General features: G+C 31.9%; 13 protein-coding genes. 3 read left to right on the top strand and 10 right to left on the bottom strand.

Features of this window, described 5'->3' with window-relative positions:
• The first annotated feature begins 165 nt into the window (after window positions 1-165).
• Window positions 166-918 (top strand): enoyl-ACP reductase FabI, encoded by a 753-nt coding sequence (fabI, locus tag BCR22_RS11720; protein ID WP_069655066.1) that lies wholly within the window; start codon window positions 166-168, stop codon window positions 916-918.
• Between the two features lie 136 nt (window positions 919-1054).
• On the opposite strand, the gene BCR22_RS11715 is transcribed toward fabI, so the two are convergent.
• On the bottom strand, window positions 1055-2149 hold the full coding sequence (locus tag BCR22_RS11715; RefSeq protein WP_069655065.1) for an acyltransferase family protein: 1095 nt from the start codon (window positions 2147-2149) through the stop codon (window positions 1055-1057).
• A 421-nt stretch (window positions 2150-2570) separates the two neighbouring features.
• Here BCR22_RS11715 and BCR22_RS11710 point away from each other — a divergent pair, with 421 nt between their 5' ends.
• Complete coding sequence (locus BCR22_RS11710) at window positions 2571-3047, top strand: hypothetical protein (RefSeq protein WP_069655064.1); 477 nt, start codon at window positions 2571-2573, stop codon at window positions 3045-3047.
• A gap of 217 nt (window positions 3048-3264) precedes the next feature.
• Here the strand turns inward: BCR22_RS11710 and BCR22_RS11705 are convergent, their stop codons facing one another.
• The 3 genes from BCR22_RS11705 to BCR22_RS11695 form a co-directional block, all read right to left on the bottom strand.
• Window positions 3265-3654, bottom strand: coding sequence for a hypothetical protein (locus tag BCR22_RS11705; protein ID WP_069655063.1), 390 nt, complete (start codon window positions 3652-3654; stop codon window positions 3265-3267).
• 335 nt (window positions 3655-3989) lie between these two features.
• Window positions 3990-4568 (bottom strand): histidine phosphatase family protein, encoded by a 579-nt coding sequence (locus BCR22_RS11700; protein WP_069655062.1) that lies wholly within the window; start codon window positions 4566-4568, stop codon window positions 3990-3992.
• A 918-nt stretch (window positions 4569-5486) separates the two neighbouring features.
• On the bottom strand, window positions 5487-5720 hold the full coding sequence (locus BCR22_RS11695; RefSeq protein WP_069655061.1) for a hypothetical protein: 234 nt from the start codon (window positions 5718-5720) through the stop codon (window positions 5487-5489).
• Window positions 5721-6082: 362 nt separating this feature from the next.
• Here BCR22_RS11695 and BCR22_RS11690 point away from each other — a divergent pair, with 362 nt between their 5' ends.
• Window positions 6083-6427 (top strand): potassium channel family protein, encoded by a 345-nt coding sequence (locus BCR22_RS11690; protein WP_069655060.1) that lies wholly within the window; start codon window positions 6083-6085, stop codon window positions 6425-6427.
• Window positions 6428-6836: 409 nt separating this feature from the next.
• Here BCR22_RS11690 and BCR22_RS11685 read toward each other — a convergent pair whose 3' ends face one another.
• The 6 genes from BCR22_RS11685 to BCR22_RS11655 form a co-directional block, all read right to left on the bottom strand.
• Window positions 6837-7505 (bottom strand): hypothetical protein, encoded by a 669-nt coding sequence (locus BCR22_RS11685; RefSeq protein WP_069655059.1) that lies wholly within the window; start codon window positions 7503-7505, stop codon window positions 6837-6839.
• Between the two features lie 1357 nt (window positions 7506-8862).
• The gene (locus BCR22_RS11675; RefSeq protein WP_069655057.1) at window positions 8863-9690 is read right to left on the bottom strand and encodes a class I SAM-dependent methyltransferase; all 828 of its coding nucleotides are present in this window, start codon (window positions 9688-9690) and stop codon (window positions 8863-8865) included.
• Between the two features lie 320 nt (window positions 9691-10010).
• Complete coding sequence (locus BCR22_RS11670) at window positions 10011-10433, bottom strand: hypothetical protein (RefSeq protein WP_069655056.1); 423 nt, start codon at window positions 10431-10433, stop codon at window positions 10011-10013.
• A 54-nt stretch (window positions 10434-10487) separates the two neighbouring features.
• Entirely contained in the window at window positions 10488-11168 is a 681-nt protein-coding gene (locus BCR22_RS11665) for a hypothetical protein (RefSeq protein WP_069655055.1), read from the bottom strand.
• Between the two features lie 554 nt (window positions 11169-11722).
• Window positions 11723-12715 (bottom strand): phosphatidylinositol-specific phospholipase C, encoded by a 993-nt coding sequence (locus tag BCR22_RS11660; RefSeq protein WP_205634368.1) that lies wholly within the window; start codon window positions 12713-12715, stop codon window positions 11723-11725.
• A gap of 472 nt (window positions 12716-13187) precedes the next feature.
• Window positions 13188-14729: an ABC-F family ATP-binding cassette domain-containing protein gene (locus tag BCR22_RS11655; protein WP_069655054.1), complete on the bottom strand. Its 1542-nt coding sequence runs from the start codon at window positions 14727-14729 to the stop codon at window positions 13188-13190.
• Window positions 14730-15221: the final 492 nt, after the last annotated feature.

Here is a 15221-nt window from a genome sequence, read left to right as displayed (position 1 = left end):
TATTGGTGTTGTTTATTCGTTCGAGAATTTTTTTATCATTCTCAACACAGATAATACCAGTTGCACTTTTATCCGTCAACTTAAATAAAGTCAGATAGTTAGATTTTTTTAAGATGTGAGACCTTTTTCACACACTAAAAATAATTTTAAAAGGGGAAAAACCATATGTTTCTAAAAAATAAAAAAGTCGTCGTAATGGGCGTAGCAAACAAAAGAAGTATCGCTTGGGGATGTGCTAAAGCACTAAAAGAACAAGGTGCTGATATTATTTACACATACCAAAACGAACGCATGAAAAAACAATTGCTAAAATTAGCTGAACCAACAGATTTACTTGTTGAATGTGACGTTGCTTCTGATGAATCAATTGCACAAGCTTTCCAAACGATTCAAGAAAAAGTTGATAAGATCGATGGGCTAGTTCATGCTATTGCTTTTGCTAACAAAGAAGAATTAGATGGCAATGTAAGTGATATCAGCCGTTCTGGTTTCTTGTTAGCCCAAGATATCAGCAGCTACTCACTTTTAGCTGTTGCACATCATGCGAAACCAATGTTAAATTCTGGTTCCGGGATTGTTACAATGACTTATTTAGGTTCTGAAAGAGCCATCCCGAACTATAACATGATGGGAATCGCTAAAGCTTCTTTAGAGACTGCCGTAAAATATTTAGCTTATGAATTTGCAGCAGACAAGATCCGTGTGAATGGCATCTCAGCTGGCGCTATCAAAACTCTTGCAGTAACTGGTGTGAAAGATTATGACCAATTGATCAAGATTTCCGAAGGTCGTACACCAGATAAAGCCGGTGTTACGATTGAAGAAGTGGGGAATACATGTGCCTTTTTAGTCAGCGAATTGGCTGCTGGTATTGTCGGGGACATTATTTATGTAGACAAAGGGGTTCATCTTACTTAAAAACCGAGGAACAAAGATAACAATGTTTACTTCCCAGAAAGTAAGAAGGAATTCATAACCACTTTTTCTTCAAAGTGATTATGAATTCCAGCTTCTTTCCGATGGGATTACTTCTGTATCCGCACCTCTCCGCGTTTCATATAAACTTTTCTAAATAGGAACGATTGACTTGCAGCATAAGCTTTAAATCAAAATAGTAATAAGGTAATTGTTGAACCAATGAAATCACGAGTGAACTCAATAAATGCGTTGTAATAAGCGTTACAGTTAGCTGTAACCACGTATTGCCAAAAAATGCATAACTATTTACTAAAGTGGCAGTCCACAAAATACATAATGGATGAATGAAGAAATAATACTTTCCTAACGCTCTTAATCGTTTTACGTCAATTCTTTCATCTACATTTATAGACAAACTCCAACAAAATAGACAACTAGTAAACGGAATCAACATCCACATAAAATTTTTATCGATTCCTACATTGGCATAAACCACACTACCTTCAATTATTAACAATGTTCCCAACCCAACTAAAAGTGTAATCAGATACTTATGGAAGCGAATGAATTTTTCTTGATAATCCCATAAGAAAAAACCTACTACTACAAAAACTAATGCGAAAAATAAACCATTACGAGTGGTAAGGAATAAACGCAAATACTGATCAACAAATTTTTTCAGCTGTTCATTTTCTATATAAGCATAATAAGTTTCCAATGAACCAAATCCGTATGCTACCCCCGAAAAAACAAATAAAACGATATAGCCCACTTTTTCAAGTAACCACTGAACGAAAATAATACCAAAAATCATAGCTGGAATATACCATAGATGATAATACATTCCTGTATAAAAGACTCCTACTATCAATGCAATTGGGTAGAGCATTGGACTGAGAGAATGATTTTGTTGGACCCAAATAAAGCCAACTGGCAAATAAATCAGACTCCAAAATAAATAAGATTTCGCCAACGATTTGATATATTGTTTTATATAATCTGATGATTGAGTTTGTCCTCTTCTAACAAAGTAGCTGGTAGAAATCAAAAAATAAGGAACAGCAACTCGACATAAGACATTTTTGAATAAATGATTGATTGCTGGATCTTGAAAAATTCTTTCACAATGAAAACAAATCACTAAAATTGCTGCTACATATTTAACTACATCAAGCCCACCAGTACTCATTTGTTTTTCTTTAACCGACCTACCAATAGTACCCAACTCCATAACACCCACTACCTCCTATGGCGATTCTTTCATTTTAATTATAACAAAGCCTATTTTATAATTTATCAGCACTAAGACTGATTTTTTCATACTGCTAAAGGTTCGATAGTCCCACTCTAAATGTCACCTTTGTGTTTATAAATAGGCATCAATTTAATAACATACTTTCCCATATAATTATTTTTCGTTCTCTGCAAATATAACCTATCCAAAACGGATCTTACGCTTATATAACTTTTTGCAGACTGATTTAACTCCACTTGAATCCCTCTACCTTAAAGACATTCTGTTAAAAGAACAGACTGTTCTAAATGCAAGTTAGGAAAAAATAGAATCTGAAATAATCTGATTTTATATGGTATTAAGAATGTTATAAATGGTATAATAACAAATGGTTTTAAAATTAAGGAGGATGTTAGTTATGAAAGAAAGTTTAAAGGTTGCAAAAAAAGAAATGAAAGATAAAGTTAGGCCGTACCAAATATATGGATACTATTTGGCCCTTCCAATCATTATTATCGCTGTATTTATTTTGTCTTTTTTAGGAATGGATCTAAACTCAGTCGGCACGATTATCTTTGTGTTTACGGTTTTAGCGCATATTGGTGCAAGTAAATTAACACTTGTTTCCAAAAGAAAATATGTGGCCCCAATAATCATGTATGTAGCAGATGCAATTGGTTTTTGTATTGGTCTTTTAATGATTTCTGAAATATATAGCGGGGGAACAGGAGATGTGTCTTTGGGCCTAATGGGCTTGATTGTCTTCCCTCTTGAAATTGTAGCAATTATTTTCTTTTTTATTACTGCGAACGATATAAAAAAAGCTTATCCAACGATGAAAGAAGAGTCAAAAGAGGCTCGTGACGTATACTTAGCCTTAAAAAAGAATAGCTAAAATTTTTTAACTAGATGTACCTTATATAAAAAATGATCTTGAGTTCTAGAGCAACTCAAGATCATTTTTTGCAAGGAGTCCATTTATTTCCGTTCAAATTCCACTATTTTTCAAAGGGCCTTTGACGTGAATAATGCTTTTCTTATACGTCGTAGTCAGTGAAGGAAGCAGTCTAACTACCAATCCATTTACAGCTTAAAACTCTTTTTCCATGCCACTAGTCATTATTAAATCCTTTTAATTTATTGAATAATCGAGATAAAAAATTAAGTTTAAATGAATCAGATATATCTTTCCAATTTTTCATATCAGGAATTTTATTTACTTTCCAATAATCAATAAGTATGTTCAAAACCTCTTCTTGATTATCAGTAATATAAGAATAATGAATAAAATCCTTCTCCCGATTTTCAAAACGAATTTCCACTACAAAATGACTTATTATTTGTATGAATAAACTATCTTTAATTGCTCTATTAGGCTTCAACACTAAAAATTCTACTTCATTCTTGTCTACCTTATCTAAACAATCTTTTATAAGTTTTGCTGTAATATCTTCATTACGATATATTCTATCCCCTGTGTCCAACTGAAATTGGATACTCATATCTTTTACTCCTTATGTTAAGCTAGTCAAGACTGAACTGTCCAAAGCCTATCACCCAAAACGGCGACTCTCCCGAACAATTCTTATTTAAAGTACTTAATAAATCAACGATATAAATGACTTTCTTTGTTCATATTTTTCGCTATTGCATTGTCTTATTCAATCATACCAAACAACTCCATCTATTACTCTCCTTAGAACGTTTTAAATGCTTAAACTAAGGCAATAGCACCTAATGCTATTCCTAAACCAAAGTTATCAAAAATTACACCTAAACAAATTCTCATAGTTATAGAATCTTTTTTTCTCCTAACCAATCCTGTTACACTATTCTACTAATCTTGACTGATTGATTCTTTAAATTCAAATAGTCCATCTGAATACTCAAATTTTAAAATACAACAGTTGGTAAATTGAATTGTTTTAATCTGATCTTGAGATAACCATTTCTGAATAAATCGATACATAGAACCACCGTGACTAACACATAAAACATTTTGATGGCCTTCTTTTTCCATCACCTCGATAAGAGCGGTATTCATTCTCTTTTGTACTTGTTCACTGGATTCTCCACCGTAATCTACAAAAAAATCTCCATACGAGGTCTCTCCTGCTTTAATTTTTGGATTTAATTGTTCGCTTTCACTCTCAAACAAACCGAAGTTCCATTCTTTGACACCTTTTAATCGTATAATACTTTTATAGTCACATACAATTTCTGCGGTATCAACGGCTCTTTCCTGTGTAGATGAATATGCATAATCAAACGTTATACCATGAGCTATAAAATAGTCCCTAGCAATCTGAGCTTGCTCTATTCCTTTTTCAGTTAAAGGTGAATCACATGCTCCTTGAATTTTACCCAGCACATTAAATAGTGTTTGTCCGTGTCTCATTAAATACAATGTTTTCATACTCTTTACACCTATCCTTCATTTTAAATTTTACATTTCTTTACTTCTATTATTAGTCTATTTTAGGAGCTACGATTCTTATCACTTAGTTAATCATTCTTCATACTTACTTCTTACTTTTTTAGGCTTGATTTAAGGTTTAAACGGTATTCTGTATATAGATAAACAAAGGAGATGATCATTGCTTTTGAAACAATTAGATACCTCAGATTCGTTTATATGTTCTACAAAGAAAGTAAGAAACTTGTCCCAAACTTTTGAGTGAAAGAGGCTCATTTACCTCTTTCCTTAATCTTAATTCATGTGGGTGAACGTGGTGTTTAACTCCTAGAGTCTAAACGGTTGTTTGTTCTCTATCATCGAGGTGTAGGTTCGAATCCTACCGTCCACGTTGTGCTTTGGCACTTGAAATAAAATAAATACTTTAGAAAGGAATGATTTTATGAAAAAAACATTCGTTATACTTGCTGCTATCGCTATTCCAATTATGGTTAAACAATACCGTAAACACTCTCATGTTTATTAGTCTAGCCATGAATGTTAGTTTGTCTACATTTTTCTTTTCCAATTATAGACACGCTCTAAATTAATAATGAAAATGATGATTTTTATTCATATTTTATTCATTAATCTAAGGTACTATTTGCTTATACCAAACAAACACCCTAACAAAACACTTTTTCATTTTTCAACTCCTTTTCCTACCTTCACCTAAAGGTAGGTCTTTTTTTTCACAAGCAAGTTCACCATATTTTTTACGAAATCAACGAACATTACACCAAGTACTACACCTAAGCAAATACCTATAGCTATAGAATCAATCTTTTCTCATTCTTCGGTGACTGCCTTATATTTGGGGATTTTCTTTTTCACGTTTTTCTAAAGCTTTAGATGGATTCCACGAGCTGGCTTCTCCTCCTACTGATCATTTTTGGCACCATTAATCTTTTTATGAAGAATAGATTGCTGATTAAACAGCTCTTCTGTAACTTTTTCGTATTCCTTTTTTATCCCTAATTTGTAAGCCTTGTAACCTGGAGAATCATTCCATGAGCCCATACCACCAAATACTTGCGATTTTGCCAATATCCGTTTGGCTTTTTCTTGATTCGATACATCTAATTCAAAAATATTTAGAGCGGAATTGAACATTCTACAAAAATTATCTTCGTTTCATTATTTAGTAAATTTATACTTCTATCACATGTAGACTACAATCATTATAACAGTATCACTCTAATAAAATAAGTAATCAGAGTCAATATACCAAGTATTTGCTACGTCTATCATCCTTAAAACAAATTATACACCGTGTCAATCAACTGTCTAAACGGAGTCTTCTCGTTCTTTCATTACAAAGAACCAACCCAAATTTCTTCTCACATACAAGCAAAATCATCTTCTGTAGTTCCAATAAAAATATGCGAAAGATAAAAAATTCTTGATTATTTTTATGAATAAAGACTATACTCAATCTTAGGTGTTAAATGATTATTGAGGAGAGGAGAAAATAAATGATTTCTCTTTATTTTATTATTAAAAGACTTTTTAAGGACTTTTTTAAACTCGTAGATGATGATGAGTTCAGAGCGTTATTTGCCTTGACTTTCTTGACATTAATATCTGGCACAATCTTTTATAGTTGGGCAGAGTCACTGTCATTATTTGATGCGCTATATTTAAGTTTTATTACTTTGACAACCATCGGCTATGGGGACATGTATCCTGTAACTGCGATAGGAAAAGCCTTTACAATGCTTTATGTCACGGTTGGTCTAGGAATTATTTCGTTGTTTATATCAAAATTAGCATCTGCAGAAAAAGCGAGAAAAATTAGTAAGCGAAAAGATACTCATTAGTTCAAAATTATTGAGCAAAATAGTCTATGGCTATTTGCTTCGAATTTACACAAAAAGAGCTGGTTTGATTGCCAACTCCTTTTTGACTTTCCATTGTATAACTATGTTGTTTATGTAACTCATCCTCTAATTAGTCCTGACAGGCTTTCGCTTGCTTCAGGAAACGGCATAATACTCTCGCTTTTAACTTTAAATAATCACTCCAAATTCAAAAACCTTATATGATGTATAAATATATCCTACATCATATAAGGTTTTAGGTGAACTGCTTTTACCTTTAATCAAGAACTATTTTCTTTCCTTTTGGATCTCATGTATGCTGCTACTAATCGTTTTTCACAAAAGTTGTACCACTTATAAAATAGCTCTCTCTTCCGCTCTTTGATTGCTAAATAAAAAATGAATACTGTTAATTTACAGGTCTAAACTCTAAATTTTTTCTTGTAGTTCTATATACAAAATTTAAGCCAGCAGGATCTGTAGGAATTTTATTACCTAACAATTGACTTCTATTCATGTATAACCATAGTTTATTTTGTTTACCTGTTCTAGCTATTAAATTTGTGCTATATACCGCTATATTTCCATAATAAACATCCGCTTCATACTTACCAAATCCAATTTGACCTTTTCCATCTACATTATTCCCTGCAATAAACAAATTATCTCCAGATTGTTTTAAAATCATATCATTATATATGCCCCCCGTAAAGTAGTTCCTAGATGCCCACTCACGTTCGTTTCCCCAGTTACCGTTCGTTGACTTTACTTTAACAGTGTCTCCTTCGCGTACTATTTCTCCGTTAGGTTTTCCCGTTATTACTTGAGCTGTTCCGACTGCACTAGAATTATTAGAAAAAAGTAAATTATCATAACTAAGATGAGGTTCAAAGGTTAATCCACCTCTTTTTATATTCGTATCTCCTATATGCCAAACATAGTACTCTTTTCCGTAAATTAGAGGATTTCCATTTGAATCACATATCTCTCCATTTACTGTATCTGCAAATGCGTCTTTAGTTCCCGTAAAAACAAATAAAAAAATCAAAATACAAAGAATAAAGTTTCTCTTTTTCATAAAATTATCTCTCCAATACTTATTAATAATAGTATATTAACAAATTCAATATTTATATTTTAGAATATTATAAAAATCTCATTGTAATTTAAATAGTATGTATTAAGATGGATTTTATAATGAATTTAGCCATTTGGTAACTGTCATAGCAACATTTTATGTATTATTGAGGTTCCCTATACCAATCGTTTTGATACAGACTACCTTGTTTTTATAAAGAGCTAATGATTAATTTTATAAAACAAATATGAATATAAAGAAAATAGTATCAAGAATGACGTCAATCCTAGAATATAACCGAATATTCCATCAATATTTTCAAATAGCATTTCTTTGATTAGCAATGATGTTATAAAAGTAGCAGTAAGTATTGATAACTTAATAAAATTTGAACTTTCATTATAAAAATTGTTAATAAGCTTATAATAGTTTCGAAATATTCTCATGTTGCTCTCCTTAAAATGTTTTATTCTTGATCCTTTTTGGGATAGTTACGGCACCAATTCTCAGTAATAATATTATGTATATCATCGTTTGATTTATTAGGTTGCATATCATTAAAGTTAACTTCTATCTCTTTTACCTTCTTTAGGGAAGAATGACTTGATTTTGTGGTATAATTTTTAAACCTAAGAACACTTCGCTAGTTTATTTGTGTCGTTACTTTAATTTAGCAAAGGTGTTCTTATTTTTGTACAAAAAAATAATCTAGATGGGCGTGGGACAAAAGTAAAATCACTTTTGTTTCACACCCCATATACGAATAAACGGCGGGAGCAGAAGCAATCACTACGCTTCGCTTCGATCACATCAAATTCTAAGTGCTAAAGCACTAAGATTTGAAGGCTTCGGAAATAAGCTGAAATTCACAAAAATTTGAGAAACAATTTTCGTGAATTCCTTCTTATTGCTGTAAAACACAACGAAGTATGAGTTGATGTTGCACAGTACCTACGTGGTTCTCGAGATTAAACGCTTCTGTCCCAGCCTCATCTAGATTTTTCGTTAGGACTTATGTCCTAAGCTCTTTTAGTGCTTTTAAAATCAAACAATAGTCCTACATCAATTGTAGTCTAAAATTGATTTACATTCAAAATTAGCATTGAAAACTACTAGATTCAGCTACAGGTAGATTCAAATTTGACTATACTCTATTTTTACAAAAGTCTGTAACGTTTTTCCAGCTAAATCGTAATTATCCTAAGCTTTATAAGTCCTACCTTGAACAAAAGTTTAGTAGTTTAAATAAGTAGCATTTATTTTAGTTTTCAATAACAACACTAGTTAATTCCTTCTAAGATCCCTTCTTCTCGTAACTATCAAGCATTCTTTGTGTTCTTTTCCACTCCTAATCTTTCTATCTTTTTTTGAGATTCGTTGCAACAACAAAGTACATTAAATTTTCCATCATAACACATGTATGTTTAGGATATAATTCTTGTTCTACTTTCTCATATTCTAAAATTTCACATACTCTATACTTTAAACTATCCTTAAGAAAGTGTGTCATTTCTTGTTTATCAAAGAAACCTTTCCATTGGTTCCCACTGTTTTTCAATATATCTAGCACTTTATTAATCATGTTAAAATTTGGGTGTTCTCTATCTTCAATAACTTCATTGTTTATCAGATCAACTGTCACACCAACTAAATTCATTTGATTTCGAAAAAAACTTAGAACTTTGAATACTTGTGAAGGATTTAAGTAATATGTTCCGCCCTCCCAAATAATAAAGGTTCTTTTAGTCGTATCAAAGCCTTGTGCCTTTAATTTTTCCATTACATTTTCTATATGATTTATATCCCCTTCTATTAATGATACCTTTGTTTTATATCCCGATTGACTATGAATCCATTCTATATCTTTTTTAGCAATATCAATTCCATAACTATCTTTGTCGGCAAGGCATTCTAACTTATCATACTTAGTATCTAGTCCAATACCTAAAACCACTAATTGCTCGAAATATTTGGAATAGTTATTCAAAATAGTTTCAAAATATAAACTCCTTACCTCAACTCCTCTTGTAAACATGCCACCATTTGCTTCATTAATGTTGTTAGTTAAATTGGCAGCTTCTTCTTTTACATTTAGGGAATACAGCATTTTTTCTGATAATTCATCTCCTAAAAAATTACTTCTAATATAGGGAATAGCTAACATTGTTTTATTGAAATTTGTCATTTTTTCCAACTCCTTTTTGATTCCTCGATCTATCTTCGAACCTTTTCTTACAGTTATTTGGATTCATTCAAAAAGTAAACGCTATTGAAAATGAATCTGATTAGCAACAAATGTTCCTTCGTCTACAAAAGCTATTAATAGAAACAGTTACTACGACTACAATCCTTATACTAATAGACAGAGTATACCTCTACAACGGTAGATAAAAGAAGAGCCACTAGTTTAGAATTTCAAGGTATTTATTCTGTTATAAAATGGTAGATGGAAACATCAAAGTAAATGAACGAATAAGTAAATAAACAAGAGAAAAAGAAGAACATCTAGTGTTCTTCTTTTTTTACTTTAAACACCTTTTCCCCATCGTCATTAACTATTACAACATTCTTTATCTTGCTCAAGTTAATATCAAAGTCTATAGGTATTTCAATGTTTTGTTTTTTACCACTAAATAGTCCTAGTCCTTGTATTAATTCTATCTGGACCTCACCTATTTGATCGTCGAAATCCGACATATATCCTTTGTAGTTGTAGAATCTGTTCCCTTTAATGGTCACTGATACCATTTTGTCATCTGATAACGTAGCCGATTCAATTTGTGAATAGCCTACATCAATTGATTTATTTTCTTTCCAGATAACAAAGGATAAGAATAATATCAGGGGAACAAATATAAGCAACAATAGTTTAATAATTTTTGTTTGCTTTTTTCTTAGTCGGGAAACCTCGGTTATTTTTTTTACCATATCATCGTCCTCTCTAATTAATTCCTCTAAAGGCAACTCCAAAAGATTACTGATTTATATTGTATCAATTTCAATTGGTTTTTCAAAATGTACACCCATTCTAGTTATGTACCATTTTTCATCTTTTAAAGATTTCATCAAATAGGTGTCAAATGAATTTCTTTTTATATACTTTTCTCTTTCTTCTGGTAAAATATTATTATCTATAATAGTTAATATATCGTCTACTTTTAAATAAACTCTTTCATTTTCTTCTTTAACAATAAAACATATATAATTATAACCTTCTTTGATAAGTTTGCTATAATTTATTCCATACCACGTTCTAATACTAAACGTTTCATCTTTGCCATAATTCCTACTCTGTCTTTTCAACACTTTAGAACCTAGCACATCTGATTCTCTGGCTGAATGAATTTCTTCTATAAATATAGAGTCAGTGTTTCCTTCTGCGGTATCTTCAGAAAAAGAATTAGCAATTTCTTCTATATTACCTCCAGATGGAGGACTAGCATTTTCTCCTTCGTATACATCATTATCAAACATATTCATCTCTAGCTTTTCTAATATGTTTTTTTCAAAAAAACTTATAATAAATTTTTTTGCAGTTACTGTCTTACTTTCTTTTTTAAATTTATAGAAAACATAGCAATATAGGATTAATAACGTAATAATTACCAAAAGTGCTGCTAATATAAGTCCTCCCATAATATCTGTATAAATATTTTCTGCCATATCCACAATTCCTCCATATATTTAATTATTCTTTTTTACCTTTCTTCAAAATCATCTATGCTTACGCTTTATACTTATACCACGTTTAGATTATAATCATAATGAATGAAAAAAGCACTGTTACAATTAATCTTGCGAAATCATATGTTATAAAAATAAAGGATGAGCTCCAAATCCATTTTCAGTTCAGAACAAACTGGAAAATAGGTAAAAATTAAATAGAAAAATAGACGTTGAAACAATGAGAATAAATAAATTGATAGCCAATAAAATTTGGCTATCAATAAAAATTTTCTTCATTTATCGTCTTTTTGAAATGCTTTTCTATTTCTTCGATGACTACTTGGGATTCAGTAAATTCTTCTTTTTCAAGTTATTCTAAAACTTTTAAGCAGATTTTATTTTCCCGATTTTTTCTCTTGCTTTATCCCCCATTACTGATGAATATAACATGCTAAAGCAGACTTACAATAATGTAAACTCTACTAAATAAATAAAGCGAACCCCTTAGTAATAGTTACCCAACTTACTCTCCATTAAAAGTTTTTTTAGTTTTATTTCGTGAATCTATTATTCGTTTTAATGACAGACTCATACAACCTTGGTCCCCATTCTTTTCCTGCATAATCCATAATAACCCAACCAGCTCTTTGTGAACTATTTGAGTTTATATATTGTGCCGTAGAAGGATTTAAATAACCTGCGTAGTAATATGGGCTACTCCACATTGTTCCGCCACTACTTAAACTGACAAAGTTGATAAAATAACTACCATCATCGGCATTATTATTTGTATAACGAAGGAACTCTTCAATTGCCTCTTTTTTAGGGTAATAGCTCACATTATATTGATCTTGAACATTTATAGCCCGACTGCCTATCCACTTGCTAAAAGTCTTATTGTCATCCCATCTTATATACGGTATACCAGAAAAATCTATCCTACCAGACATCCTGTTCATCAATACAATTTTGCCTCTTACATCTTCTAATTTAGGGTACAAAGAATTTCCTTTGTAAAAGTTATTGTCGTAATAAGTATCTCTGAATATTTCTTCTACACTTTTTGTAACACCTGGCATGGCTTCATACTCCGTTTTCAAAGACATTATAATCGTTTCAGATGGATTATTTTTTAAAAACGTATTAGCACTATTTATAAACTCCCATAGTGATGCATACAGAAATATACTTCCGTGATGAAGGACTAGCTGATCATTTTTTACTGCTCGAACACGGATATCAAAAAACCTGACGCCATAACTGAACTGATCTTCGAAATCTCGATCTTGGGTCATTCCCCAGACTTGCTTGATAGGGTCTCTTAATTTGAACGTCCCGCTATCATGACTTCCAGGTATGGAAAGACGCGATATTTCAGTATCATCCCGTATTGCATTCATCCATTGTGAGTGATTACCCAAGCTAGCTGCTTCTGAGTCATTGACTTTAAATAGCAGGATTAATAATAAAGAAAATAGCACAATTCCTAGTTTTTTCACACTAATCCCTCCAAAATAATATTCTTTCTTTTTTAGCTCTGTCATTTTACGCTCTCCTTTAATAAATATGTACTGGTTCACTATCGGTTGTAACCTAATGCTTTAATTCTTGCCTTCAGTTCCGAAGCTCTTTCTTTCCCAGTTGTAACCTCTACGATCGTTTCTAGCGATTGTTTTGCCAATGAGAAGAATCCCATTATTTAAGCTACTTTTTTTCGAATAAATTTGAGTTTTTATTTATTCGCTCTATCCATAAATACTCCTTTCTCCAAATTGTTAAACATAGCATACCGTATTGTGACACAGTACACAATACTAATATCGTAATTTAGTAAGAAAAAGAAAAGCCCAATCTATTTACGTTGCTGTAGATTGGGCTTTTCTCTATGTCATCACTACTATACGACTTAACCTTCGTTCTATTGATTTCGATAAATTGTAGGATGAACTTCATCGAATACTTGATTCCGTGTTTCTACAACTCGTTGAAACATTATACCAGAATGTTTTACATGATTTATTGCTTCACAAGGTGTTTATCCGCAACTGTATAGATATGATCACCTATAGTTGAATAAAACTCTTCGTCATTTGAAATCAATACGACACTGCCTCTAAAAGCCTTTATGGCCTCTTGCAGCGCTTTTCTTGACTCTACATCTAAGTGATTGGTTGGCTCGTCTAAAATCAGAAAATTACTTGGTTGCATGGTTAAATCACATAATTTCACTTTTGATTGTTCCCCACCGCTTAACATAAAAATATTTTTAGATGCAATTTCTCGTTTCACCCCACACTTCGCTAACTCTCGACGAACATCTTCATACGTAAGTTTCGTGTATTTATTGGCTAATGCTTCAATCGGTGTCCATTCAGTATTTTCCCACTCGATATCTTGTGAGTGATAACCTGTAACAACTTGAGGGGAAAATTGTACTTTTCCAGAAATCGCCGGTACCATTGCTAAAAGTGTTTTTACCAGTGTAGATTTTCCTAACCCATCTTGACCCGTAATTACTATTTTTTCGCCTTTTTTCACTTGTAGATCACGTACAGTAAGTAAGGGGGCTTTATAGCCTACTGTTAGTTCATCGATCGTTAACGCATTCGGTGAGCTTTGAGGCATTAATTTAAAGGAAAAGCTAGATGCCACTTTTTTCTCTGGTTCTTTCAAACGATCCATTTTTTCCAAATGTTTTCTTCTGCCTTGCGCCATTTTCGTTTTGATCCCTGCAATATTTTTTTGAATAAACGCTTCTGTTTCTTTGATTTTACGTTGTTGCGCTTCAAACTGACTTTGGTAAGCCTCTGTTAAATGAGCTTTTTGTTTTAAAAAGTCAGTATAATTACTATGGTATTTCTTGATCGAACCAAAATCGATATCACAGATACACGTTGCAATGTTACTTAAAAATTCTGTATCATGGGAAACAATAATAAAGGCATTTTCAAAAGCATTTAAATACTCTGTCAACCATTCAATATGTTCTTGGTCCAAATAGTTAGTCGGCTCATCTAAAATCAAGACAGACGGTTTTTCTAATAGTAACTTTGCCAAAATGACCTTGATTTGATCTCCACGGTTTAAAGCTGCTAATGGTTGATCTGCATCGCTTATCCCAAGTCCTGTAATGGCTTTGTTAATATCGTTTTCAACTTGGTAAAAACCTTTCAGTTCCAAATTTTCTTGGTAAGTAGCTGCTCTTGTCAATAATTGGTCATCGCCCGTTTCTCCATAGGTTTCATAGAGTTTCAACATTTCTTTTTCCGTAGCAAATAATTCTTGATAGGCTGATTTTAAAAATTCATTGATGGTTAGCGATTGATCCATATCCACGTATTGGTCTAAATACCCTAATGTAGCCGCTGGATTCCACGATATCGATCCTGCATCTGGTAATACTGTGCCTAAGAGCATTTTTAGTAAGGTACTTTTTCCTGCACCATTTTTACCAACAATTCCCATATGTTCGTTGCTTCTTAAAGTAAATGAGCTGTTCTCATAAAGCTGTTTATCTGGTACTGCATACGTTAATTCTTTGACTTGTAATAATTCCATTTTATTTTTCCTCTTTCATTTGGTTTCATAGATTTTTACTAAAGAACATACAAAAAAGACCCATAGACAAAATGTCTAGGGCCTTATAATCTATATATTCTTCAGTAAATAGGTAGACTAAATACATAGCAAACTTGTGCTATTTTTTAGTATACGACATTTACTGATGAATAAGAAAAGCTCATAAGCTTTCCGATTAAGCTCCACACAACACTTCATCAAAAATAAGTTGTAGGGAGCTAAGAGTTGAAATAAATAATACGTACATTTGAAACACCTTCCTCAGAGGTACTCTACCATTTTGAAGAAATTTAGTCAACTTTCAATTTAATTTGAGTAATTATATTGAGTAAATGACTCCATTCCACAACATGGATTACTATACTTTTTGCAAACAATCAAAAAGAGACACGTATTACTCAAATCTCTTATTTCTCGTCTATTTGAATTTTTTTTATTTCAAAACTGTAATAAACGAATACTCTTTATCGA

The organism is Enterococcus plantarum, from assembly GCF_001730295.1.
Lineage (GTDB): Bacteria > Bacillota > Bacilli > Lactobacillales > Enterococcaceae > Enterococcus_L > Enterococcus_L plantarum.
This window is presented reverse-complemented; position numbering and strand designations above follow the sequence as displayed.

Bases quoted from the DNA above. Each gene is read 5' to 3' on its own strand.
- fabI (WP_069655066.1), top strand. From the start codon at position 166: ATGTTTCTAAAAAATAAAAAAGTCGTCGTAATGGGCGTAGCAAACAAA.
- BCR22_RS11715 (WP_069655065.1), bottom strand. From the start codon at position 2,149: ATGGAGTTGGGTACTATTGGTAGGTCGGTTAAAGAAAAACAAATGAGT.
- BCR22_RS11710 (WP_069655064.1), top strand. From the start codon at position 2,571: ATGAAAGAAAGTTTAAAGGTTGCAAAAAAAGAAATGAAAGATAAAGTT.
- BCR22_RS11705 (WP_069655063.1), bottom strand. From the start codon at position 3,654: ATGAGTATCCAATTTCAGTTGGACACAGGGGATAGAATATATCGTAAT.
- BCR22_RS11700 (WP_069655062.1), bottom strand. From the start codon at position 4,568: ATGAAAACATTGTATTTAATGAGACACGGACAAACACTATTTAATGTG.
- BCR22_RS11695 (WP_069655061.1), bottom strand. From the start codon at position 5,720: ATGTTCAATTCCGCTCTAAATATTTTTGAATTAGATGTATCGAATCAA.
- BCR22_RS11690 (WP_069655060.1), top strand. From the start codon at position 6,083: ATGATTTCTCTTTATTTTATTATTAAAAGACTTTTTAAGGACTTTTTT.
- BCR22_RS11685 (WP_069655059.1), bottom strand. From the start codon at position 7,505: ATGAAAAAGAGAAACTTTATTCTTTGTATTTTGATTTTTTTATTTGTT.
- BCR22_RS11675 (WP_069655057.1), bottom strand. From the start codon at position 9,690: ATGACAAATTTCAATAAAACAATGTTAGCTATTCCCTATATTAGAAGT.
- BCR22_RS11670 (WP_069655056.1), bottom strand. From the start codon at position 10,433: ATGGTAAAAAAAATAACCGAGGTTTCCCGACTAAGAAAAAAGCAAACA.
- BCR22_RS11665 (WP_069655055.1), bottom strand. From the start codon at position 11,168: ATGGCAGAAAATATTTATACAGATATTATGGGAGGACTTATATTAGCA.
- BCR22_RS11660 (WP_205634368.1), bottom strand. From the start codon at position 12,715: ATGACAGAGCTAAAAAAGAAAGAATATTATTTTGGAGGGATTAGTGTG.
- BCR22_RS11655 (WP_069655054.1), bottom strand. From the start codon at position 14,729: ATGGAATTATTACAAGTCAAAGAATTAACGTATGCAGTACCAGATAAA.